The sequence below is a fragment of the Neisseria sp. HMSC065C04 genome, from assembly GCF_001815375.1.
GTDB lineage: Bacteria > Pseudomonadota > Gammaproteobacteria > Burkholderiales > Neisseriaceae > Neisseria > Neisseria flavescens_D.
The window spans coordinates 1-21,991 of sequence record NZ_KV820396.1 but is presented as its reverse complement, the minus strand read 5'-3'; the positions used below and the strand labels follow the sequence as shown (position 1 = coordinate 21,991).

At 49.3% G+C, this 21,991-nt stretch carries 19 protein-coding genes and 1 tRNA gene; 12 read left to right on the top strand and 8 right to left on the bottom strand.

Annotated features, from left to right (window positions below; all coding sequences use genetic code 11):
• Positions 1–54: 54 nt before the first annotated feature.
• The 5 genes from pheT (at position 55) to accD (ending at position 5,220) form a co-directional block, all read left to right on the top strand.
• The gene (pheT, locus tag HMPREF3022_RS02545) at positions 55–2,418 is read left to right on the top strand and encodes a phenylalanine--tRNA ligase subunit beta (protein ID WP_049331305.1); all 2,364 of its coding nucleotides are present in this window, start codon (positions 55–57) and stop codon (positions 2,416–2,418) included.
• A gap of 114 nt (positions 2,419–2,532) precedes the next feature.
• A complete protein-coding gene (locus HMPREF3022_RS02540; RefSeq protein WP_003680933.1) occupies positions 2,533–2,835 on the top strand; it encodes an integration host factor subunit alpha in 303 nt (100 codons plus the stop codon).
• Positions 2,819–3,166: a hypothetical protein gene (locus HMPREF3022_RS02535; RefSeq protein ID WP_049331303.1), complete on the top strand. Its 348-nt coding sequence runs from the start codon at positions 2,819–2,821 to the stop codon at positions 3,164–3,166. The genes HMPREF3022_RS02540 and HMPREF3022_RS02535 overlap by 17 nt, the downstream gene beginning before the upstream one ends.
• A gap of 326 nt (positions 3,167–3,492) precedes the next feature.
• Complete coding sequence (gene trpA, locus HMPREF3022_RS02530) at positions 3,493–4,278, top strand: tryptophan synthase subunit alpha (RefSeq protein WP_049331301.1); 786 nt, start codon at positions 3,493–3,495, stop codon at positions 4,276–4,278.
• Between the two features lie 75 nt (positions 4,279–4,353).
• On the top strand, positions 4,354–5,220 hold the full coding sequence (gene accD / locus HMPREF3022_RS02525) for an acetyl-CoA carboxylase, carboxyltransferase subunit beta (protein ID WP_049331298.1): 867 nt from the start codon (positions 4,354–4,356) through the stop codon (positions 5,218–5,220).
• Between the two features lie 62 nt (positions 5,221–5,282).
• On the opposite strand, the gene HMPREF3022_RS02520 is transcribed toward accD, so the two are convergent.
• The 6 genes from HMPREF3022_RS02520 to HMPREF3022_RS02495 form a co-directional block, all read right to left on the bottom strand.
• Complete coding sequence (locus tag HMPREF3022_RS02520) at positions 5,283–5,729, bottom strand: GatB/YqeY domain-containing protein (protein WP_049331296.1); 447 nt, start codon at positions 5,727–5,729, stop codon at positions 5,283–5,285.
• A gap of 98 nt (positions 5,730–5,827) precedes the next feature.
• Positions 5,828–6,040: a 30S ribosomal protein S21 gene (gene rpsU, locus HMPREF3022_RS02515; protein ID WP_003680926.1), complete on the bottom strand. Its 213-nt coding sequence runs from the start codon at positions 6,038–6,040 to the stop codon at positions 5,828–5,830.
• 277 nt (positions 6,041–6,317) lie between these two features.
• Complete coding sequence (locus HMPREF3022_RS02510) at positions 6,318–8,165, bottom strand: lytic transglycosylase domain-containing protein (protein WP_049331289.1); 1,848 nt, start codon at positions 8,163–8,165, stop codon at positions 6,318–6,320.
• A 178-nt stretch (positions 8,166–8,343) separates the two neighbouring features.
• Positions 8,344–8,811 (bottom strand): FxsA family protein, encoded by a 468-nt coding sequence (locus tag HMPREF3022_RS02505; RefSeq protein WP_049331288.1) that lies wholly within the window; start codon positions 8,809–8,811, stop codon positions 8,344–8,346.
• A 166-nt stretch (positions 8,812–8,977) separates the two neighbouring features.
• Positions 8,978–10,495 (bottom strand): polyamine aminopropyltransferase, encoded by a 1,518-nt coding sequence (locus HMPREF3022_RS02500; protein ID WP_349267151.1) that lies wholly within the window; start codon positions 10,493–10,495, stop codon positions 8,978–8,980.
• A gap of 124 nt (positions 10,496–10,619) precedes the next feature.
• Entirely contained in the window at positions 10,620–11,690 is a 1,071-nt protein-coding gene (locus tag HMPREF3022_RS02495; RefSeq protein ID WP_049331286.1) for a porin, read from the bottom strand.
• A 330-nt stretch (positions 11,691–12,020) separates the two neighbouring features.
• On the opposite strand from HMPREF3022_RS02495, the gene HMPREF3022_RS02490 reads away from it, so the two are divergent.
• From HMPREF3022_RS02490 to HMPREF3022_RS02470, 5 genes are all read left to right on the top strand, one after another.
• Positions 12,021–13,640: an ABC transporter substrate-binding protein gene (locus HMPREF3022_RS02490; protein WP_063068242.1), complete on the top strand. Its 1,620-nt coding sequence runs from the start codon at positions 12,021–12,023 to the stop codon at positions 13,638–13,640.
• Positions 13,641–13,715: 75 nt separating this feature from the next.
• Positions 13,716–15,512, top strand: a complete 1,797-nt coding sequence (locus HMPREF3022_RS02485; protein ID WP_049331283.1) for an aminopeptidase P family protein — start codon at positions 13,716–13,718, stop codon at positions 15,510–15,512.
• 233 nt (positions 15,513–15,745) lie between these two features.
• Positions 15,746–16,666 carry an oligopeptide ABC transporter permease OppB gene (gene oppB / locus HMPREF3022_RS02480; RefSeq protein WP_036490316.1) on the top strand — a complete coding sequence of 307 codons (921 nt, stop codon included), beginning with the start codon at positions 15,746–15,748 and terminating at the stop codon, positions 16,664–16,666.
• Positions 16,667–16,738: 72 nt separating this feature from the next.
• Positions 16,739–17,647: an oligopeptide ABC transporter permease OppC gene (gene oppC, locus HMPREF3022_RS02475; RefSeq protein WP_003683112.1), complete on the top strand. Its 909-nt coding sequence runs from the start codon at positions 16,739–16,741 to the stop codon at positions 17,645–17,647.
• Positions 17,648–17,671: 24 nt separating this feature from the next.
• Positions 17,672–19,276: an ABC transporter ATP-binding protein gene (locus HMPREF3022_RS02470; RefSeq protein ID WP_049331281.1), complete on the top strand. Its 1,605-nt coding sequence runs from the start codon at positions 17,672–17,674 to the stop codon at positions 19,274–19,276.
• A gap of 241 nt (positions 19,277–19,517) precedes the next feature.
• On the opposite strand, the gene HMPREF3022_RS02465 is transcribed toward HMPREF3022_RS02470, so the two are convergent.
• Positions 19,518–19,608: transfer RNA gene (locus HMPREF3022_RS02465), tRNA-Ser, on the bottom strand.
• Positions 19,609–19,687: 79 nt separating this feature from the next.
• Positions 19,688–20,467 carry a peroxide stress protein YaaA gene (yaaA, locus tag HMPREF3022_RS02460; RefSeq protein ID WP_070765094.1) on the bottom strand — a complete coding sequence of 260 codons (780 nt, stop codon included), beginning with the start codon at positions 20,465–20,467 and terminating at the stop codon, positions 19,688–19,690.
• Between the two features lie 170 nt (positions 20,468–20,637).
• Here yaaA and HMPREF3022_RS02455 point away from each other — a divergent pair, with 170 nt between their 5' ends.
• On the top strand, positions 20,638–21,027 hold the full coding sequence (locus tag HMPREF3022_RS02455; protein WP_003746001.1) for a RidA family protein: 390 nt from the start codon (positions 20,638–20,640) through the stop codon (positions 21,025–21,027).
• A gap of 69 nt (positions 21,028–21,096) precedes the next feature.
• Positions 21,097–21,927 carry a symmetrical bis(5'-nucleosyl)-tetraphosphatase gene (locus HMPREF3022_RS02450; RefSeq protein WP_070765093.1) on the top strand — a complete coding sequence of 277 codons (831 nt, stop codon included), beginning with the start codon at positions 21,097–21,099 and terminating at the stop codon, positions 21,925–21,927.
• The last annotated feature ends 64 nt before the right edge of the window (positions 21,928–21,991 follow it).

The following is a 21,991-nucleotide window of genomic DNA, read 5'->3' as shown; positions in this document are numbered from 1 at the left end:
TGATTTCGTCTGATAAAAATTTGTTTCAGACGGCCTGATAGTAGAGAAAATAATATGCAATTTCCTTATTCATGGCTGAGAACCCAAGCCAATCCTGATCTTTCTGCCGATAAACTGGAACATCTTTTGACCATGGCCGGTTTGGAAGTGGAAGAAATCGATACTGCTGCCCCTGCTTTCAGTGGCGTGGTTGTTGCCGAAGTAAAATCCGTTGAAAAACACCCTGATGCAGACCGTTTGAACGTTACCCAAGTTGATGCCGGTACGGGCGAGTTGGTTCAGATTGTTTGTGGTGCGCCGAATGTCAAGCCGGGCATTAAAGTGCCGTGTTCGTTGCCAGGTGCCGTTTTGCCGGGCAATTTCAAAATTAAGCCGACTAAAATGCGTGGTGTGCCATCAAACGGTATGCTGTGTTCGACCAATGAACTGGGTTTGCCTGATGACGGTGTAGACGGCCTGCACATTCTGCCTGAAGATGCGCCTGTCGGTACCAATATCCGTGAATACTTGGATTTGGACGATACGCTGTTTACATTGAAAATTACGCCTAACCGCGCTGATTGCTTGAGTGTTAAGGGTATTGCGCGTGAGGTTTCTGCGTTGACTCAATGTGCGTTTACGCCTGTTGAAATTCAGACGGCCTCTATCGACAGTGAGAAAAAACAGGCTGTCCGTATTGATGCACCGGCCGATTGCGGTCGTTTTATCAGCCGCATTATTGAAAATGTCAATGCGAAAGCGGCTACACCCGATTGGATGAAACAACGTTTGGAACGCAGCGGTATCCGCAGCATTTCCGCATTGGTGGACATTGGCAACTATGTGATGCTGGAAATCGGTCAGCCTATGCATGTTTTCGATGCTGACAAGCTGTCAGGCAGCTTGATTGTCCGCCGTGCTCAAAATGGTGAGACTTTGGCGTGTCTGAATGAGAAGACGGTTACTTTGGCGGACAATACACTGGTGGTCGCTGATGAAAAAGGTGCGTTGAGCTTGGCCGGCTTGATGGGCGGCGAGGCAAGCGCGGTTTCTGATGAGACGCAAAATATTGTGTTGGAAGCTGCTTGGTTTGCCCCAGAGATTATTGCAGGTAAATCCCGTCAATACGGTTTTGGTTCGGATTCTTCTTTCCGTTTTGAGCGTGGTGTGGATTGCCGCTTGCAAGCTGATGCCATTGAGCGTGCTACCGAATTGGTGTTGCAGATTTGTGGTGGCGCAGCCGGTGAAATGGTTGAAGCACAAGGCAAATTGCCCGAGGCAAAACAGGTCGAATTGCGTTTAGGCCGTCTGAAAACGGTATTGGGCGTTGAAGTCCCTGCCGATCAAGTCGAAATTATCTTGCAACACTTGGGTTTGAAGCCTGAGAAAACTGCAGAAGGCTTCCGTGTCACTTCTCCTAGCTTCCGTTTCGACATCGAAATCGAAGCCGATTTGATTGAAGAAATCGGCCGCGTTTACGGTTATGAAAATATTCCCGACGACTATACTTCAGGCCATCTGAAAATGTTGGCTTTGCCTGAAACCAAACGTCCGCGTTTTGCGGTTTATAATGAAATGGCGGCTCGCGGTTACCGCGAAGTGGTCAGCTATGCGTTTGTGGATGAGCAATGGGAGCAAGACTTTGCTGCCAATACCAATCCTATCCGCCTGCAAAATCCGTTGGCGGCGCAGTATGCCGTCATGCGTTCTACGCTTATCGGCGGTTTGGTGGAAGTTTTGCAAAACAATTTGAACCGCAAGCAAAACCGAGTACGCGTGTTTGAGATTGCCCGCGTGTTCAGCAAAGATTCGGCTGATCAATTTGTTCAAAACGAACGTATCGGCGGTTTGTGGTATGGCTCCGTGCTGCCTGAGCAATGGGGCGAGAAAACACGCAACGTGGATTTCTACGATATGAAAGCTGATGTTGAGAGCCTTTTGAAAAGCAAGGAAGTATCCTTTGTTAAGACCGAACATCCGGCATTGCATCCTGGACGTGCTGCTAATATTGTTTCAGACGGCCGAGTAGTTGGTTTTGTTGGCGAGTTGCATCCGAAATGGCTGCAAAAATATGATTTGCCACAAGCGCCGCTGGTATTTGAAATCGATATGGATGCGGTATTGGGTCGTGAGAAAACCCGTTATCAATCCGTATCCAAATTCCAACCTGCACGCCGAGATTTGGCATTTGTAATGCCTGAAGCTGTGACGCATGATGATTTGTTAAATGTCCTGAAAGCGGCGGCGAACAAGCTGGTTCAAGAAATCAGTGTGTTTGACGTTTACCGCGGTACGGGCGTGCCTGAAGGCATGAAGAGCGTTGCCGTCAAAATCATTTTGCAAGATATGGAAAACACGTTGACAGATGAGGTCATCGAGCCTTTGGTTGCGAAAATGATTAAAGCGGCAGCCGAAAAAGACGCACAGCTTCGCGCTTAAAATAAGATAAAAGTTGTCGCTAAAAATCACTAATAATATTTGATTTTTTGGTGAGGACTTGATTTTTAAAAGAATTTTGGTAATAATTGCACCAGTTTGAATGAAGGTAAACACATGACACTAACTAAAGCAGAATTGGCTGATATTTTGGTCGACAAAGTCAGCAACGTCACCAAGAATGATGCCAAAGAAATCGTCGAGCTCTTTTTTGAAGAAATCCGCAGCACTTTGGCGCGTGGTGAAGAAATTAAAATTTCCGGTTTCGGCAATTTCCAATTGCGCGACAAACCTCAACGCCCTGGCCGTAACCCTAAAACAGGCGAAGAAGTGCCGATTACCGCACGCCGTGTGGTAACTTTCCATGCCAGCCAAAAACTCAAAGGCATGGTGGAGCATTACTATGACAAACAACAATAATCCGGTTATTCCTGCCAAGCGTTATTTTACGTTGGATGAAATGTGCCAATTGGTGCAAATCAGTCCGGCTCAGTTTGCCCAATGGCAACATGAAAATAATGTTGTGATTGGATACGGTGGCGATCGATATACGCGCTCAGATGTAGTTAAGTTGTTGAAACTGAAAGATACGTTTGAACCGTATATCGATACGTTCAGCCGTGGCACTTTGGATGCAAACGGCAATCCTGCCGCCAATGCAGAAGAAGTCCGTCATGGTCTGACGCAGATTTTGTCTGATTTGGAGCGTCATCTTGGTTCTGAGCAACAAAACCACTATGTCGAGCTGTAATTGATAAGAAAATTGTGATCAAAAGTGCGAAGGCATACAAAGATTTGCATAATTGATTCTAATAAAGGCTGTTTGAATGATTTTCAGACGGCCTTTATTGTTTTATATTGCTTTCAAAATATCAGAATCTTGATTGCAAATGATTCTATGAAATAGCCGTAAATGTTATACTTAGCCTCTTGTTTGCCAATTGGGAAGAAACAGTCATTAGATAATGCGGATAAATGCCGCTTTTTCATGGCAGACTGAGGTTTTTAAAACAAATGTAACGGCAGAATAAACAGGTTGCCGGACAACATTCAAATCGATGAAATGGATAGCAGAAAATGAGCAGAATCCAACAAACTTTCTCAGCGCTCAATGGCGCAAAAGCACTGATTCCTTATATTACAGTGGGTGATCCTAACCTTGAGACGACCTTGGCATTGATGCACAGCCTGGTGGCTAACGGTGCCGATATTTTGGAACTGGGTGTGCCGTTTTCTGACCCGATGGCGGATGGCCCGACTATTCAACGTGCGGCTGAAAGGGCGTTAGCAAATCATGTTTCTTTGCGCGACGTATTGGAAACAGTACGCTTGTTCCGCCAAACCAATGATAAAACGCCGGTTGTGTTAATGGGCTATTTGAACCCAGTACATAAAATGGGTTATCAAGCGTTTGCACAAGCGGCTGCCGACGCGGGCGTGGATGGCGTATTGACTGTGGATTCTCCGGTAGAAACCATTACCCCGCTGCATGACTCGTTGAAAGCGCAAGGTATTGATTGTATTTTCCTTATTGCGCCAACAACAACTGAGGAGCGTATTCAAACGATTGCCAAAGTGGCCGGCGGTTTTGTGTATTATGTATCGCTCAAAGGCGTGACCGGTGCGGCAAGTTTGGATACTGAAGAAGTTTCGCGTAAAATAGAGCTTTTGCGCAAATACATCGATATTCCGATTGGTGTCGGCTTCGGCATCAATAATGCGGAGAATGCGCGTAAAATTGGTGCGGTAGCGGATGCCGTTATTGTCGGCAGCCGTATCGTCAAAGAGATTGAAAGCCACGCAGGTAGCGAGGCCGAAGCGGTAGGCGTGTTGGTTAAAGAGTTGAAAGACGCGATTCGCTAATATTTTTTATTCCATTATTTCAGACGGCCTTACGTTCAACAGGCCGTCTGAATTCTGAATTCCAAGGAGTCATTCATGAGCTGGCTAGATAAAATTCTTCCTCCGAAAATTAAAAACCGAAGCAGTTCGTCCAGCGTCCCTGAAGGCCTGTGGCACAAATGTCCGTCTTGTTCGGCAACGGTTTATTCAACCGAGTTGAAGCAAAACAGCGAAGTCTGCCCGAAATGTAATCACCACAATCCGCTTTCTGCGCGCGAACGTTTGAATCTACTTTTGGATGAAGAAGGCCGTGAAGAGATTGCAGCCAATATTAAACCGACCGACCCGCTGAAATTCAAAGACAGCAAAAAATATCCCGACCGCCTCGCGGCCGCGCGTAAAGCAACCGGCGAAGACGATGCATTGGTTGTTATGAAAGGCACCATGAACGGCCTGCCTGTCGTTGTGGCTGCGTTTGAATTCCGTTTTATCGGCGGCTCTATGGGTTCGGTCGTGGGTGAGCGTTTCGTTCAGGGTGTACGTCGTGCCGTTGCAGATAATTGTTCGTTTATTTGTGTGGCGGCTTCCGGTGGTGCGCGTATGCAGGAAGGGATTAACTCTTTGATGCAGATGACGAAGACCAGCGCGGCTTTGCATTTGCTGACTGAAAAACGTCTGCCGTTTATTTCCGTATTGACTGACCCGACCATGGGCGGCGTGTCTGCCAGCTTTGCCTTCTTGGGTGATGTGGTTTTGGCAGAACCGAATGCTTTGATTGGTTTTGCAGGTCCACGCGTTATTGAGCAGACTGTACGCGAAACTCTGCCGGAAGGTTTCCAACGTGCAGAATTCTTGTTGGAGAAGGGCGCAATCGACCAAATCGTCGATCGCCGTTCTATGAAAAAACGTATCAGCGATTTGATTACTTTGTTGCGTCATGAAGGTAAAGTAACCGCTGCTTGATTAGCACAATAAGAAAGGCCGTCTGAAAATAATATTTCAGACGGCCTTTTGATTATTGATGATTAAGCAGTCAATGCGGCTTTCAAAACCTTGTTGACTTCGCCCATGTCGGCTTTGCCGGCCAGACGGGTTTTCAGTACGCCCATGACTTTGCCCATATCGGCCATGCCTGATGCACCGGTTTCTGCAATGGCTGCTTCAACGACAGTCTTAATTTCTTCTGCAGACATCATTTGCGGCAGGTAGCGGTTGAGGATTTCGATTTCCGCGTTTTCTTTGTCAGCCAAATCTTGACGGCCGGCTTCGGTGTAGATTTTGGCGCTGTCTTTGCGCTGTTTCACCATTTTGGTCAGGATAGAGATGACTTTTGCGTCATCGGCTTCGGTGCGCTCATCTACTTCAAATTGTTTGATGGCGGCATTAATCAGGCGGATGGTGCTTAAAGACACTTGGTCTTTGGCACGCATGGCGGTTTTCATGTCTTCGGTTAATTGTGTTTTTAGGCTCATAATGTTCTCACTTTATATAAAAAGATGCCGTCTGAAAAACAAAACACACCGCAAAGCTGCCCTTGCGGTGTGTCGTTTATCACAGGGCAGGCCTGTAATTAGTACATTTTAGGAGGCAGTTGTTGGCTGCGCAGACGTTTTTGCAGACGTTTGGCTGCAGCAGCTTTTTTGCGTTTGCGTTCGGTAGTTGGTTTTTCGTACGCTTCACGGGCGCGCAGTTCGGTCAACAGACCGGTTTTTTCTACGGCACGTTTGAAACGACGCATGGCAACTTCAAATGGTTCATTCTCTTTAACACGAATAGCAGGCATTTTATTTCCTTTAAATTTTGTTCAATCAAACCGTTTTAAGAAATAGAGGACGGTTTGTCATAATAGGGGAATTGTTGTATCGCTGGTTTGCCTAGGGCAGGGCGGGATACGCGCCGTGATGTAAACATCACCTCCTAACAAGTCGGCTTTTGCCGTGCAAGTGACCTTTTGGGTCGGAAACAATCGGGCGATTATCTTATAAACCCGATGGTCTGTCAAGGTTGCAGGCCGTCTGAACGTTTGATTCTGTCTCACTTTTCAGACGGCCTATCGGGTATTAATAGCGGCCGGGAACCGTACCCATACGTTGTTTCAACGAAGTTTGCGGCTCATTGAACAATGACGCGTAATAAGTCGCGTTAGTCATGACTTTTTTCACGTAATCACGGGTTTCGGTGAATGGGATGGTCTCGGCGTAAATAGCGCCTTCCAAAGGCGAAGAAGCCTGCCAGTTGCGGGCGCGGCCTGGGCCGGCATTGTAGCCTGCGGTGGCCATTACTTCGTTATTTTGCAGGCGGCGTTTGGCATCTGCCATGTACCAAGTACCCATGCGGATGTTGCCGTCCATGGTGTAGAGTTCGCTGCTGCTCATGCCGATTTTGCCGGCGATTTCGCGGGCGGTCGCAGGCATGACCTGCATCAGGCCTTGTGCGCCGACGCTGGATTGTGCGCCCATGACAAAGCGGCTTTCTTGGCGAATCAAACCGTAAACCCATGCCGGGTCAACGCCTGCCTGTGCGGCATAGCGGACGGTCAGGTCTTTAAACGGAGAGATATAGCGCAGTTTGTAGTTGAGTTTGTGGTCGGTACGGTCGGCGCTGTTGATTGCCATGTCGTAGAACTGGTTGTCAAAAGCGACTTGTGCGGCAGTCAGCAGGTTGTCTTCATTGAAGTCTCGGGTGGCAAAACGCCATTCTGCCTGTGCCTGACGGCGCATTTTGGAGTCGCCGTTGCTTTGGCTGTTTTTAAACAGAACCAATGCGCGTTTGATGGCACCGTCTTCGCTCATGCGGCGGACGTCTCTGGTATCGGCATCGGCAACATTGTTGCGCGTATTGATGCGGCGGCCCAGCTCTTCACCTGCCATCACGGCGTAGAAATTGCGGCCGGAAGCAGCAGCTTTTTCATACATTTCTTTGGCTTGGCTGCTTTTGCCTTGTGCGGCAAAGCTGCGGCCCAGCCAATATTGCCATGTCGGGTCTTTTTGCAGTTTTTCAGGCATATGCTGAATCACGCTTGCCAATTCGTCCCAACGTTGCAGGCGCAAGGCGGCGCGTGCGTACCATTCCAATTGCTCGTCGGTCAGTTGCTTGCGGTCGGAAACGCGGCCGTAGTAGCTCAAAGCAGTCGGCATGTTTTGGCTTTGTGCATGGTAGTGGCCCAATACGCCCCATGCGAAGCTGCGTTGTTCGCGGCTGAGGCCGGGTTCCATGTCGGACAGGGTGGCGGCGGCAGAAGCGGATTTGCGTGCATCTTTGCCGATCACGCTCAACAGGCTGTATTCGGTCGCACCTTGCGCACCACCTTCAAACGGGCTGCCCAATGCGGCGGCGAGGTTGCGTGCATCCGTGGTTTGGCTGTTGCTCAACAAGCCGCGTACGCGACGCCATGCGTCGTTGGTGTTCAGACGGCCTGAAGCTGCCGCGCTTTCAACCAAGCGGGTACAGCCGGCAGGCAGTTTGCCTGTAACGCGAACCAGCTCGGCGGCTTTGCTGTAATTGCCGCTGCTCAAATCGGCATAACATTGCACTTCTTGTGCGACGCCGGCGGCGTTCAATTTACTGAATTCTTGACGGAACAAATCCCATTGGCCGCGCGCGCCCAAGGTTTTCAGCCATTCGTTGCGGACGTTTTCAGCCATTGCGCTGTCGCTGGCTTGGGATAAAAATTGTTGTACCCAAGCATCGTCGCCGCGTTTGGCGGCATCGATGGCGCTTTGGTATTGGCTGTAATCGGACAGGACTTTGGATTCGCTGTCGGCGCGGCGTGAAGGAATAGAAGTAGATTTAGGCTGAACGACGGTTTCGGTTTTCGAAGCAGTCGGTGTGTTTTGGGTGGCGCACGCCGATAAAACAGCGGCGGTAATCAAGCTGAGGGAAAGAGGGAAAAGACGTTGAACGTTCATTGGATACCGTGTCGTTTTTAGAATCAAAATAGTTGCTTATTTTAAATGATTTATGCGGAATAACCGAATTACAAACCGATATTTACATTTTCAAAGCCCGGAAAAGACTAAGGCCGTCTGAAATATGAAACACTTTTGAGGTATTCCTAATTCAGACGGCCTGTTATGAAGGCAGTCGTCAATCGGGTTTGTGTTCGATATAGTCTTGCGGTTTGTCGGCTTTGCTGGTGCGCGTAACCGTGTATTCGCCTTCGATAATGTCTTCATCATCTTTGGCGGAGCTGTAAGTCTGGCGGCTTTGGAAAGACTGCGTAGAAGAAACGGCCGCGTTGCCTTTAAACGGAATCAGCAAGAGCAGGGCAACGGCGGTTGAAATAAAACCGGGACTGAGCAGGAAAACCGCGGCGGCAGTATAGCGAATCGGCCACAGCATCTGATAGAGTGAAATGTTTTGTCCGCTGCGGACGGCCGCGCCTGCGAGCAAAAGGCCGGAAATGCCGGTATGGCGCAGCATAAAGATACCGCTGATAAAGCTGACGGTCATCACAAACAGCGTCCAGCCGCCACCTATCCAGTCGGCAACCCAGACGATGGACATGATTTCCAAAAAGATTAAAACCAAAAAACCGATTCCAAAATACTGCATAAGTGTTTGTTCCTTCATTCAACGGATAGTGTCGATTGTGTTCTATCTAGATAAAGATAAACCTTATTTTTTCAAGCAAATACTGTGTGAAAAAGGGTAAACAGGCGATGAGGCCGTCTGAACGGAGATAAAAGAAGACAGATGTTTCAGACGGCCTTTAGATATTCTATCGCATCACATTGTTCCAATCGCTTTCAAAATAACTGACGAGAATTTGGTTGTTCAAATAATTTGCTTCCACCTTGCGCCTTGCCATATCGGGAGGAAAACGGAACATTTCAGCGACGGTCTGGGCATTGAGATAGCGGGTGGGTACGTCGAATTTTTGCGGAATGGGGAAGTTTTGGTCAAACCCTGCCAACACAAATCCCCATTCGCCAAATGAGGGGACGTAGACATGATAGGGCGCGGTATTCAACTTGGCTGCTTCGAGGGTGGCAACGACCGACCAGTAGGCATTGGGTGCGAAATAAGGCGAAGTGGATTGCACAACAATCTTGCCCTGCGGCTCAAGATGGCGGGCAACGAGGCGGTACATGGGGACGGAGTAAAGTTTGCCCAGCGAGAAATTGGACGGGTCGGGCAGGTCGATGATGATAACGTCGAATTTTTCAGACGACCCTTCCAGCCATTTGGCGGCATCATCGTTGACGACGTGCATTTGGGGATGGGACAGCGAGCCTTGGTTGAGTGCGCTTAAGGTGGCGGAAGTTCTAAAAGTGGCGGTCATGTCGGGGTCGAGATCGACCAAAGTAACTTTTTTGACCTGCGGATATTTCAAGACTTCGCGTGCCGCCAATCCGTCGCCGCCGCCGAGAATCAGGACGCGTTCGGCATTGGGAACCATCTGCATGGCGGGTAGGACGAGTGCTTCATGGTAACGGGCTTCGTCGCGTGAGGAGAATTGCAGGTTACCGTTGATGTAGAGGCGGGTGTCGTCTTTCCAGCGTGTCACGACCAGCCGTTGGTAGGGCGAGTGGCTTTGATAGACGACGGGATCGCCGAAATAGCTTTGTTCGGCTTTAAAGGAAATACGGTCGGCGTAGACGAAGAGCGTAATGAGCGCGGTCAATACAATAAACGCACGCGTACGGATGGCGTGATAGCGGGGTAATTCGGATTTGAATACGCGGGCGGTCAGATAGGCGACGGCGGCGTTGAAGATGCCAAACAACAAGGCGGAACGCGCCATGCCGAGTTTGGGGGCGAGCAGGAGCGGAAATAATAACGAGACGGCAAGTGCGCCCAAGTAGTCGAAGGTCAATACTTTGGAAACGAGTTCTTTAAATTCCGCCCCTTTTTGGTTTAACACGCGCATGACCAAAGGAATTTCCATGCCGACAACCATGCCGACAATCAGTACAAAAGCGTAGAGCAGGGTGCGGAACGGGGCGGCGGATAAACCGAAGGCCACAAATAATGCCAGCGCAGAAATACCGCCGATGATGCCGACTAGAAGCTCGATTTCGATAAAGCGGTGCAACACGTCTTTATCTTTGATGTATTGGGTCAGGTGGGCACCGATGCCCATTGAAAACAGATAAAGCCCGATGACGGAGGAAAACTGCAAAATACTGTCGCCCAAAAGATAGCTTGCAAGCGCAGCGATGATGAGCTCGTAAGCGAGGCCGCAGCTGGCGACGATGAAGACAGAGATAATGAGGGTGCGGTGGGCGTTCATGATGACGTTTTTGTTGCTTGAGTGTGGGCAATGTAATGATTTTTAAGGTGGGCTGCAAGTTTAATTATAGGATGTAGAAAAGGCCGTCTGAACAAATTGTTTCAGACGGCCTTTAATCTGTCAGACATTAATAGCGGTGTTTGAATACCATGCCCACTGCGTAAGAAGATTTTTTCGGCAAATCTTCGTCGTATTTCGGATTGACGTTTTCTTTCAACCAGCCGGCGCCGAGTGTGGCGGTTGTCCGTTTGGAGAAGCTGTAATCGGTGCTGACGGCGACGTGTTTGTAGTCTTCGCCGATAGAGCTTTTACCGTAGGCGAAGCCGATTTGGGGTTTGAAATTGCCCACTTTGTATGAGCCGGACACCATAAATTCTTTGGTGTTGTTGATTTCTTTGTCGTAAGAACCGGCTACGTTGCCTGCCGCATCTTTCCATACGCCCCAGCAGCTGAAGCCGTCGCAAGTATTTTTGGCGTATTGGAACGCGGCATCGACGGAGATTTTGTCTTTGCTGTATCCGGCCATGAATGCGTGGGCTTGGAAGTCTTTAGTTTCGGTTGGGGAGTCATTGGGTGCGTATTCGGCAGCGTAGTGCGCGTTAAAGCCGTTGTTGGGGTGGTAGTAGTCTACACCCCAGCCGAAGACCCAGTCGCCGTCACGTTTTTTGTCCGGATTCCAGTCATTGTTGTTGCGCGCGGCATTGGAACCAGGGGAAACGTTGAATTTGAATTGGAAACCGTTTTTCCAAGGCGACTCATAAGCCATGGAAACACGGCGTTGGCCGAAGCGAGAAATTTTGCCGAACTCCAAAATCGGGCTGTTGGTGTCGAACGGGTTCAGATAAATGCTGTTCATGGGCGTACTGATGTAACCCATTTTGACGGTGCCAAGGTTTTTGTAGCTGTTGAGCGCGACGTATGAGTCGGCAGTACCCCAGCCGCCCCAGCGGTCGGAATCGAAGTAAATAAAGGAGCCAAGTTGCCATTTCAACCATAAGTCGTCGTTGAGTCGTACTTCATCGGAGAGATAAAGACTGGAACTTTTATCGGAAATGGTTGTATTGGTTACACCGGTTTTATTGTTGTGTTCGACCTCGGTCATGATGTAGATGGTGCCGCTCATTTTAGGTTCGGCGTGGGCGGCACTTAGGGAAGAGCCGATGAGGGCAGTGGCAATAAAGTAAGATAACTTCTTCATTTGATTCTCCTTTTTATGTCTTTTTCTTGCTTATGGCGAAAGAGTTCGGATAATCTTATTTGACAAAACATAAAAAATCAATACATTTGTAACTTATCGTAGGATAAATTGAAAAATAGTTTTCAGTTACGTATTTTTGTGTTAATTTGCCGACAATCTTAGACGGCTATTATTATTATTTCGATGGAATATGTGGTTTAAAACACTATTTTCATGGTTTGAAATAGATGATTTAACTATGCTGGAGAACTTCTAAATAAATGTAGTTGAGTGTAGTTTGAATAATTAGGCCGTCTGAAAAAGAAGAATACCCAAAAGAAGGAATGAAATATGGCCGGAAAAACCTATCCGCTGTTGGCTGCATCATTGGCTGCCGTATTCGCATTGTCGGCGTGCAGCCGCGATGTTAAGCCTGCTCCTGAGTTTAAACGTACCGATTATGAGCGCGTGGTGGTCAGCAACGGTGTTGAGCCGGGTACGCTGGATCCTCAAATGAGTGGCGATATGGCGGCCGGTGCGATTATCCGTCAGTTGATGGATGGTTTGGTCGGTACGGATGCCGAAGGTAAAACCATTCCTGCTTTGGCGGAAAAATGGGAGAGCGAGGGCGAGCGTATTTGGACCTTCCATCTGCGTGATGCCAAATGGAGCAATGGCGATCCGATTACTGCCGAAGATTTCGTGTACAGCTTCCGCCGTCTTGCCGATCCAGCCACCGGCGCACCTTTCGGCAGCTATTTGGTCGATGCCCAAGTGGAAAATGCGGAAGATATATTAAACGGCAAAGCCAAGCCTGAGACATTGGGTGTCAAGGCGTTGGACGCGAAGACCCTGCAATTTACGCTGATTGCGCCGGTACCTTATTTCCCCGATATGCTGATTCAGCAATTCACTTTCCCAGTTCATCGCGCCACTGTCGAAAAATACGGCAATAAATGGACGCAGCCCGGTCATTATGTTTCCAGTGGCGCTTATCTGTTAACGGATTGGAAAGTCAACAGCCACATCAATATGGAACGTAATCCCAATTATTACGATAAAGACAAAGTGGCCATTCCGAAGGCGGTTTTCTTGTCAGGCAGCGGCGAGTACAACCGTTATCGCGCCAATGAAATTGATGTGACTTACGGTATTCCCAGCGATCAGGTCAAAGTGGCGGATATTGAGTTTCCGGGCCAAGTGAAACGTACAACTTCTTTGTGCAGCTGGTACTTGGAGCCGAACCACGAAGCGGCTCCGTTTAACGATCCGCGCGTCCGCAAGGCGCTCAATATGCTGACGCGCCGCGACATTGTCGTCAAAGTGGGCGGCCGCGGCGATACGCCTGCGTTCCAATTGACACCGCCGCAAATGCAGGGCGTGATTCCTGTTTATCCGGAGTGGAAAGAGTGGACGCCTGAAAAACGCATCGAAACCGCACGCAAACTGTTGAACGAAGCAGGCTACAACGATGACCATCCGCTTGAGTTCGATATTTTGTACAGCACCAGCGAAGCGTCTAAAAAACAAATTACTGCCGTGCAGTCGGTGTGGAAGGCCGCCATTCCGTTTATCCGTCCGACTTTGTCCAACGAGGAATGGAAAACTTATTTGGATACGCGCGCGCAAGGCAATTTCAAGGTTTCGTTCAGCGGCTGGTGTTCCGATTTCAACGATCCGGCGGGTATGCTCAATATCTTGAAATCCAACAACTCAAACAATGCATTCCGCTACAAAAGCGCGGCGTTTGACACATTTATGAACAATACGCTGAAAGATGGTGTCAGCAAGGAAGCGCGCAGCCAGCTTTATGCCGATGCGGAGAAGCAGCTTCAAGAAGACGCTGCACTGATTCCGCTGTATCATCAGGTTGAAGTGCGTATGGTCAAACCCGATATTATCGGCTATTCCGACAAAGACCCTTTGCGGAACTATACGGTCAAGAGCTGGTCGTTCGCACCGAAAAAATAGATTGATTATAGACAGTACAAGTTTTCAGACGGCATTGATGACAGAGGCCGTCTGAAACAACAGGAGACATAACACATGAAATCTGTACAACAACGTTTGTCCGCTTTACGCGAAGCCATGAAAAAACATGGTGTGGACGCTTTTGTCATTCCTTCCGCCGATCCGCACCTTTCCGAATACCTGCCCGAGCATTGGCAGGCACGTCGCGATTTTTCCGGCTTTACCGGTTCGGCCGGTACTTTGGTGGTAACCGCCGATAAAGCAGGCGTGTGGACGGACAGCCGCTATTGGGAACAGGCAGGCCAACAGCTCGCGCCAAACGGCATCGAGCTGCAAAAAATGGGCGTTGATGCGCCTTATACCGAGTGGTTGGCACAAAATCTGCCCGAGGGCGCAGTCGTCGGCGCGCCTGCCGATATGTTCGCACTCAGCGGCGAGCGCGGTTTGAAACAGGCACTTGCCGCCAAAAACATCCGCCTCGAATATCCTGAAACTTTGTTGGACGAAGTGTGGGACGACCGTCCTGCATTGCCGACTCCGGAAATCTACGTTCACCATCCCGACTATGTTTCCGAAACGGCGGCCGAAAAATTGGCCCGTATCCGTGCGGCCATGAAAGAGCAGGGCGCAGATGCGCATTTGGTTTCTTCTTTGGACGACATCGCTTGGATTACCAATCTGCGCGGCGATGATGTACCGTTCAACCCTGTGTTCTTGTCCCATCTGTTTATCAGTCAAGACAAAGCCGTATTGTTTACCGATGCAGGCCGTCTGAAAGCCGAATCTGCCGAAGCCTTGAAAGCGGCAAGTTTTGAAGTTTTGCCTTATGCGCAAGCGGCGGACTATTTGGCAGGCGTTAAGGGCGCATTGCTGATTGATCCGAACAAAACTGCTGTCGGTACTTTGCGCCGCCTGCCTGAAGACGTTCGTTTGATTGAAGCCATCCACCCAAGCACATTCTTCAAATCAGTCAAATCCGATGCCGATATCGCCCATATCCGCAATACCATGGCGGAAGACGGCGCGGCATTGTGTGGCTTCTTTGCCGAGTTTGAACAAATCTTGGCAGACGGCGGCGAATTGAGCGAGCTGGATATCGACGGCATGCTCTACAAACACCGCAGCCAACGTCCCGGCTTTATTTCGCCAAGTTTCGATACCATCGCGGGCTACAATGCCAATGCCGCCTTGCCTCATTACAGTGCGACACCAGAAAACAACAGTAAAATCAAAGGCGACGGTATGCTGCTGATTGACTCCGGCGGCCAATACTGGGGCGGTACGACCGACATCACGCGCGTGGTTCCTGTCGGCAATCCGAGTGCGGCCATGAAACGCGATTACACTTTGGTGTTGAAGGCGCATATTTCTCTGGCTGAGACCATTTTCCCTGAAAACATCAAAGGCCCGATGATTGATGCCATCTGCCGCAAATCGCTCTGGCAGGCACAATGCGATTATGGTCACGGTACCGGTCATGGCGTGGGCTATTTCCTCAATGTGCATGAAGGCCCGCAAAGCATTGCCGTTGCCGCCGTGCCGCAACCGCATCACGCGATGCAGTCAGGCATGCTGACTTCCAACGAGCCGGGTCTTTACCGTCCGGGTAAGTGGGGTATCCGTATCGAAAGCCTGGTAATCAACCGTCCGGTTGAAAACCCTGAGGAAACCGAGTTCGGCAAATTCCTGTATTTTGAAACCGTTACCCTCTGCCCAATCGATACGCGCCTGATTGATACCAAACTGATGACCGGCAGCGAAATCGAATGGCTGAACCAATATCACGCTGAAGTGCGCCGCCGTCTCGAGCCTTTGACAGAAGGCGCGGCCAAAGCATGGCTGATCGAACGCACCGAACCTTTGGCGCGTTAATGTGAAAGGCCGTCTGAAACGGCGGATACAAAGTTTCAGACGGCCTTATAACAACAATTATCTAAAAACTAAAAAAACCTTACCCGACTCCGAATAAAAACAATAACCCGGTCGGAATAGAGAGAGAAACCGGCGCGGCGACGTTAAAGATGCCTGCTGCCATTCATCCGATTTCCGCTTCAGGTCAGCTTTGTTTTCACGAGTCCGGTATGTTCAGACAGGACAGCCTGATTATGTTGAAATTCATCATCAAACGGATATGTGCTTCCATCCCGACCATGCTGGTGTTGATTACCGTATCTTTTTTCCTGATGCGGCTTGCACCGGGCAGCCCGTTCACAGGTGAACGCAATTTGCCGCCTGCGGTCATGGCCAACATCGAAGCCAAATACCACCTCAATGATCCGATGTACCTCCAATATTTCCACTACCTCAAGCAGTTGGCACAGGGGGATTTGGGGCCGTCGTTCAAATATAAAGATTTCAGCGTTAATGAGTTGCTTGCCCAATCCCTGCCGGTATCGGCAGAACTTGGCTTCTACGCCTTTTTGATTGCCGCTATCTTCGGCATGTTTATCGGCATTATCGCCGCCTTAAAACAAAACAGCTGGCTGGATTATGCGCTGATGAGCGGTGCGATGACCGGTATTGTCGTTCCCAGCTTTGTGATGGCGCCGGTATTGGTGCTGGTGTTTGCCGTCAGACTGCAATGGCTGCCTGCCGGCGGCTGGAACGATGGCGCACTGATGAATCTGATTTTGCCCGTTGTTACTTTGTCCATCGGTTATGTGTCCAGTATTGCGCGGATTACGCGCGGCGCGATGATCGAAGTATTGAACAGCCCCTTTATCCGCACAGCACGCGCCAAAGGCCTGCCCATGAGCCGCATCATCCTGCGCCATGCGCTGCGTCCCGCCATGCTGCCGATTGTTTCTTTCTTAGGTCCGGCATTCGTCGGCATCATTACCGGCTCCATTGTGATTGAAAACGTGTTCGGTATTCCCGGCGTCGGACAATTGTTTGTCAACGGCGCGCTCAACCGCGACTACGGCATGATTTTGGGTTTGACGATTTTGGTGGGCATCATGACCATTTTGTTCAACGCCATCCTCGATATTCTGTATGCCATTATTGACCCGAAAATCCGTTATTAATCCCATTTGCGCAAAGGCCGTCTGAAACGTTCAGACGGCCTGAAGAAAGAATAAAAAGCGAGAGAGAGCATTATGTTATTTAAAAAGAAGCAGACTCAGGCCCTTGCAGAGGCAGCAGAATACGCCCAAGTACACGGCAAAAGCCTGTGGAGTGACGCATGGAGGCGTTTTAAACAAAACAAAGCGGCGGTGTACAGCATTATCATCCTGTTGCTGATCAGCATTTTTGTGATTGTGGCGCCATGGATTGTCCGTTACACCTACGACTTCACCGACTGGGACAATATGCAGATTCCGCCGTCCTTTTCTACCCATCACTATCTGGGTACGGACTTGCTTGGCCGCGATTTGCTGTCGCGCGCGGCAACCGGAGGACGTATTTCCTTGCTGGTCGGTGTGGCCGGCGCATTGGTGGCCGTTGTCATCGGTACGCTTTATGGCGCGATTGCCGGATTTATCGGCGGTAAGCTCGATTCGCTGATGATGCGCTTTTTGGAAATTTTGAACGCGTTTCCGTTTATGTTTTTCGTGATTCTGCTGACCACATTCTTCGGCCGCAACCTGCTTTTGATTTTTGCCGCCGTGGGTTTGGTGTCTTGGCTGGACGTGGCGCGTATCGTGCGCGGTCAAACCTTGAGCCTGAAGCACAAAGAGTTTGTCGAAGCGGCGCGTGTGAGCGGCGTGGCAAAACGTAAAATCGTAACGCGCCACATTATTCCGAATGTTTTGGGTGTGGTGATGGTGTATGCCTCTTTGCTGGTACCGGGCATGATTATGTTCGAATCCTTTTTGAGCTTCTTGGGTTTGGGCGTGCAAGAGCCGATGACCAGTTGGGGTTCGATGTTGCAAGAAGGTGCGATTTCGATGGAAGCTGCACCATGGCAGCTGCTCGTGCCGAGTTTCTTCTTGGTAACCACTTTGTTCTGTTTCAACTTTATCGGCGACGGCCTGCGCGATGCGCTCGACCCGAAAGACCGCTAAACCGCAACCAAAAGGATAATCAAAATGACAAAACAGTTACTGGTTGTAGAAAATCTGGACATCGATTTTGAGCTGCATGAGAAAACCGTTCATGCCGTGCGTAATGTCAGCTTTAAAGTGGCAGAGGGCGAAACATTGGCTTTGGTCGGCGAGTCCGGATCGGGCAAGTCTGTAACCTCCATGTCCGTTATGCGCCTGTTGCCTGAGAAATTTGCCCGCTACGGTAAAGATTCGCGCATTACTTTTGACGGCATTTCCATCTTGGATGCCGATGAGAAAACCCTGCGTGATTTGCGCGGCAACCGCATCAGCGTGATTTTCCAAGAGCCGATGACCTCGCTCAATCCGTTTATGCGTATTGGTGCGCAGCTGATTGAAGCGGCGCGGGTACACAATAAAAAGCTCGGCAAAAAAGAGGCAGGACAAAAAGCATTGGCATTGCTGGAACGTGTGGGCATCAAAGAAGCCGAACGCCGTATGAAGCAGTATCCGCATGAGTTTTCCGGCGGCCAGCTGCAACGCATTATGATTGCCATGGCGCTCATCAATGAACCTGACCTGCTGATTGCCGACGAACCGACCACGGCTTTGGATGTAACCATTCAAGCCGAGATTCTCGATTTGCTCCACGATTTGCAACAGCAAATGGGCATGGCGATTATCTTCATTACCCACGATTTGGGTTTGGCGGAACACTATTCCAAAACAGTCTGCGTCATGCGTAACGGTGAAATTGTCGAGCGCGGCAAAATCAAAGAAGTATTTGCCCATCCGAAACACGAATATACCGCCGAACTCATCAATGCCATTCCAAAAGGCATGAAAGAGCCGGAAGAAAACAACGCCGGTGTGTTAATCGATGCCGATAATGTCAATGTTTCTTTCGTATTGAAGCAAAACTTTTTCGGTAAACCGCTCAAAACTTTTGACGCCGTCAAAGGCATCAGCCTCAAAATTAAAGAAGGCGAAACATTGGGCGTTGTCGGCGAGTCCGGTTCCGGTAAATCCACGCTGGGCAAAGCCGTCATGCAGATGCTGCCTTATACCGGCCATATCTCCTTTGAAGGCAAAGACCTGAAAAACTATACAGCCGAGGAAGCACGCCGTCTGAAATCGCAACGGCAAATTGTGTTCCAAGATCCGTTCGGTTCGCTTTCCCCGCGTCTGACCGTTGGCGAAATTATTGGCGAAGGTTTGACGGTTCATCATCCCGAGATGACCAAAAAAGAACGTATCCAACGCGTTTTGGAAGTCATGAAGGAAGTGTCCCTGCCGCTTGACGCGCTCAACCGTTATCCGCATGAGTTCTCCGGCGGCCAGCGTCAGCGTATCGCCATTGCACGCGCCGTTATCCTACGCCCGAAATTCATCCTTTTAGATGAGCCGACTTCTGCACTTGACCGTTCCGTACAATCCAAAGTGGTCGAACTTTTGCGCGATTTGCAGAAGAAATACGGCCTGACTTATATGTTCATCAGTCATGATTTGTCTGTCGTGCGCGCCGTCAGCGACAATGTGATTGTGATGAAGCAGGGCAAAATGGTTGAGTACGGCAGCGCGGATCAGATTTTCCACCATCCGCAAAACGACTACACCAAACGTTTGATTAACGCCGCGTTTGATTTGTAGAAAAAGCAAAGGCCGTCTGAAGTAGTTTTCAGACGGCCTTTGCTTTTGTATTTGGTTATAAACAGGGAAGGGGTACTTGGATAGGTATAAAGTTTAAAAGTCCGTCTGAAACCAGATAGGGAAGTTTCAGACGGCCTTTTGTTTATCGATAATGTTGACCCGTCAACATAAACTTAAATTTCAAAAGGACAAAAATAAAAAAAGACTTGAATCAATCAAGTCTTTATATCCTTATCAAGGATGGCGGAAGCGGTGAGATTCGAACTCACGGAGGGCTATCAACCCTCGACGGTTTTCAAGACCGTTGCATTAAACCGCTCTGCCACGCTTCCATTCTTGAAGCCGTAATACTAATGGAACTTACGGCCTTTGCCAAGTGGTATTTTAGGGAAAATATCTAGTATTTTGTTTTTATTTGGATTGTTCTTCACGCATGAATACCCATTCGGCTTCGTTTGAAGCTGCTTCATTGAATGAATATCCCTCGTAGTCGAAATTTTTGAGCATTTCAGGCTCGGTAATGCCGTGTTCTGCCGCGTAGCGTACCATCAAACCGCGTGCACGCTTGGCGTAGAAGCTGATGATTTTGTATTTGCCGTTTTTCTCGTCTTTAAAAATCGGCGTAATCAGGCGTGCGTTGAGTTTTTTGGTGTTGACGGATTTGAAATATTCTTGTGAGGCGAGGTTGATTAAAACGTCACTGCCGGCCTGCTTCAGCGTTTGGTTGAGCAGGTCGGTAATTTTATCGCCCCAAAATTCGTAGAGGTTTTTGCCGCGCGTGTTGGCAAAGGCCGTGCCCATTTCCAAGCGGTAGGGTTGCATCAAGTCGAGCGGGCGCAATACGCCGTATAGGCCGGAGAGCAGGCGGACGTGTTGTTGCAGGTAGTCGATTTGTTCCGGCTTGAGCGTATCGGCGGCGATGCCTTCATAGACGTCGCCGTTGAACATAAATACGGCCTGCTTGGCGTTTTCAGGTGTAAACGGCGTGTGCCATGCGGCATTGCGTTCGGCGTTGAGCAGGGCGATTTTGTCGGAAACGTGCATCAGCTCGGCGATTTGTTGAGGGGCAAGCTGACGCAACTCCTGCATCAGGATTTCCGCTTCGGGCAGAAGGTCGGGCTGGGTAAAGCTGCTGACGGGGGAGGGGTCTTTTTCGTTGAGGTTTTTGGCTGGGGATAAGACAAAAAACATAATAATTTCGGCTTTGAAATGAATAATGTGTGGGATTGTAGGTTTAAAATCGAGGAAGAACAAGACGGGCTAAACGCATTAATTGAATGCTTTTATTGAAACGTATTTCTGTTGAAAGTAAAATTCGAAGCTTCCACCTGTTTCTGACATTTCTACTTGAGGAGAATATCATGTCTAAAACCATTATCCATACTGACAAAGCCCCTGCCGCAATTGGCGCATACAGCCAAGCAGTCCGCGCAGGCGATACGGTTTATATGAGCGGTCAGATTCCTTTGGATCCGGCCACGATGACTGTGGTCGGTAATGGCGACTTCCGCGCCGAAGCAGTGCAAGTATTTAAAAACCTGCAAGCCGTAGCCGAAGCGGCCGGCGGTTCTTTAAACGATATCGTCAAACTCAATGCTTATTTGACCGATTTGGCCAACTTTGCCGTGTTCAATGAAGTGATGGCTGAATTTATCGAGCAACCTTTCCCTGCGCGTGCGGCGGTTGGTGTGGCCAGCCTGCCTAAAGGCGTTCAGGTTGAAGCGGAAGCAGTATTGGTTTTAAACGCATAATTGATGTTTCAGACGGCCTGGGCTGGGCTTGAGGCCGTCTGAAAATAATAACAACGGAAAACAATAATAATGGCACATTACGCAATCGGAGACATTCAAGGCTGTTTTGACGAGCTGACTTTGCTGCTTGCCAAAATCGGCTTTAATCATGGTACGGACACCCTTTGGCTGGTTGGAGATATTGTCAATCGCGGCCCGAAGTCCTTGGAAACCCTGAAATTTGCCAAAGAGCATGACAGTAGCGTGCAAATGGTTTTGGGCAATCATGATTTACATCTTTTGGCCGTCGGTTGCGGTGAAGGAACGCTCAAGCGCAGCGATACGGTTGAGCCGATTTTGACCCATCCCGAGAGTCAATCCCTATTGGACTGGCTGCGTCATCAACCGCTTTTGGTGCGCGGCAACAGGCATGTGATGGTGCATGCCGGTATTTTGCCGCAATGGTCGGTTGATAAGGCCGAAAGCCTTGCCCGTGAAGCCGAGGCTGAATTGCAAGGTAAAAAATACAGGAAATTTTTTGGCAAAATGTACGGCAACAAGCCGACCGAGTGGACGGACGATTTGACAGGCTATGAGCGCCTACGCATGATTATTAACGTCTTTACCCGTATGCGGGCGCTGACGTACAAAGGCGAATTGGATTACGAATATAAATCCACTCTGAAAAAAATGCCGCTTTACCTGCGCCCTTGGTTTAAAGCGCCCGATAGGCAGAATTTGGATTATATTACCGTGTTCGGACATTGGTCGTCATTGGGTTACGTTAATACCGATCAGGTCATTGCTTTGGATACCGGCGCATTGTGGGGTGGAGAGCTGACAGCGGTCAATTTGGATACCAATGAAGTGATACAGGTACCGTCGTTGGGCGGATTGGATTGGAAAACGGCATTGAAATAGTTTGGATAAGATAAAAGGCCGTCTGAAATGTTTCAGACGGCCTTATATATTGCGCCCTATCACA

Bases quoted from the DNA above. Each gene is read 5' to 3' on its own strand.
- pheT (WP_049331305.1), top strand. From the start codon at position 55: ATGCAATTTCCTTATTCATGGCTGAGAACCCAAGCCAATCCTGATCTT.
- HMPREF3022_RS02540 (WP_003680933.1), top strand. From the start codon at position 2,533: ATGACACTAACTAAAGCAGAATTGGCTGATATTTTGGTCGACAAAGTC.
- HMPREF3022_RS02535 (WP_049331303.1), top strand. From the start codon at position 2,819: ATGACAAACAACAATAATCCGGTTATTCCTGCCAAGCGTTATTTTACG.
- trpA (WP_049331301.1), top strand. From the start codon at position 3,493: ATGAGCAGAATCCAACAAACTTTCTCAGCGCTCAATGGCGCAAAAGCA.
- accD (WP_049331298.1), top strand. From the start codon at position 4,354: ATGAGCTGGCTAGATAAAATTCTTCCTCCGAAAATTAAAAACCGAAGC.
- HMPREF3022_RS02520 (WP_049331296.1), bottom strand. From the start codon at position 5,729: ATGAGCCTAAAAACACAATTAACCGAAGACATGAAAACCGCCATGCGT.
- rpsU (WP_003680926.1), bottom strand. From the start codon at position 6,040: ATGCCTGCTATTCGTGTTAAAGAGAATGAACCATTTGAAGTTGCCATG.
- HMPREF3022_RS02510 (WP_049331289.1), bottom strand. From the start codon at position 8,165: ATGAACGTTCAACGTCTTTTCCCTCTTTCCCTCAGCTTGATTACCGCC.
- HMPREF3022_RS02505 (WP_049331288.1), bottom strand. From the start codon at position 8,811: ATGCAGTATTTTGGAATCGGTTTTTTGGTTTTAATCTTTTTGGAAATC.
- HMPREF3022_RS02495 (WP_049331286.1), bottom strand. From the start codon at position 11,690: ATGAAGAAGTTATCTTACTTTATTGCCACTGCCCTCATCGGCTCTTCC.
- HMPREF3022_RS02490 (WP_063068242.1), top strand. From the start codon at position 12,021: ATGGCCGGAAAAACCTATCCGCTGTTGGCTGCATCATTGGCTGCCGTA.
- HMPREF3022_RS02485 (WP_049331283.1), top strand. From the start codon at position 13,716: ATGAAATCTGTACAACAACGTTTGTCCGCTTTACGCGAAGCCATGAAA.
- oppB (WP_036490316.1), top strand. From the start codon at position 15,746: ATGTTGAAATTCATCATCAAACGGATATGTGCTTCCATCCCGACCATG.
- oppC (WP_003683112.1), top strand. From the start codon at position 16,739: ATGTTATTTAAAAAGAAGCAGACTCAGGCCCTTGCAGAGGCAGCAGAA.
- HMPREF3022_RS02470 (WP_049331281.1), top strand. From the start codon at position 17,672: ATGACAAAACAGTTACTGGTTGTAGAAAATCTGGACATCGATTTTGAG.
- yaaA (WP_070765094.1), bottom strand. From the start codon at position 20,467: ATGTTTTTTGTCTTATCCCCAGCCAAAAACCTCAACGAAAAAGACCCC.
- HMPREF3022_RS02455 (WP_003746001.1), top strand. From the start codon at position 20,638: ATGTCTAAAACCATTATCCATACTGACAAAGCCCCTGCCGCAATTGGC.
- HMPREF3022_RS02450 (WP_070765093.1), top strand. From the start codon at position 21,097: ATGGCACATTACGCAATCGGAGACATTCAAGGCTGTTTTGACGAGCTG.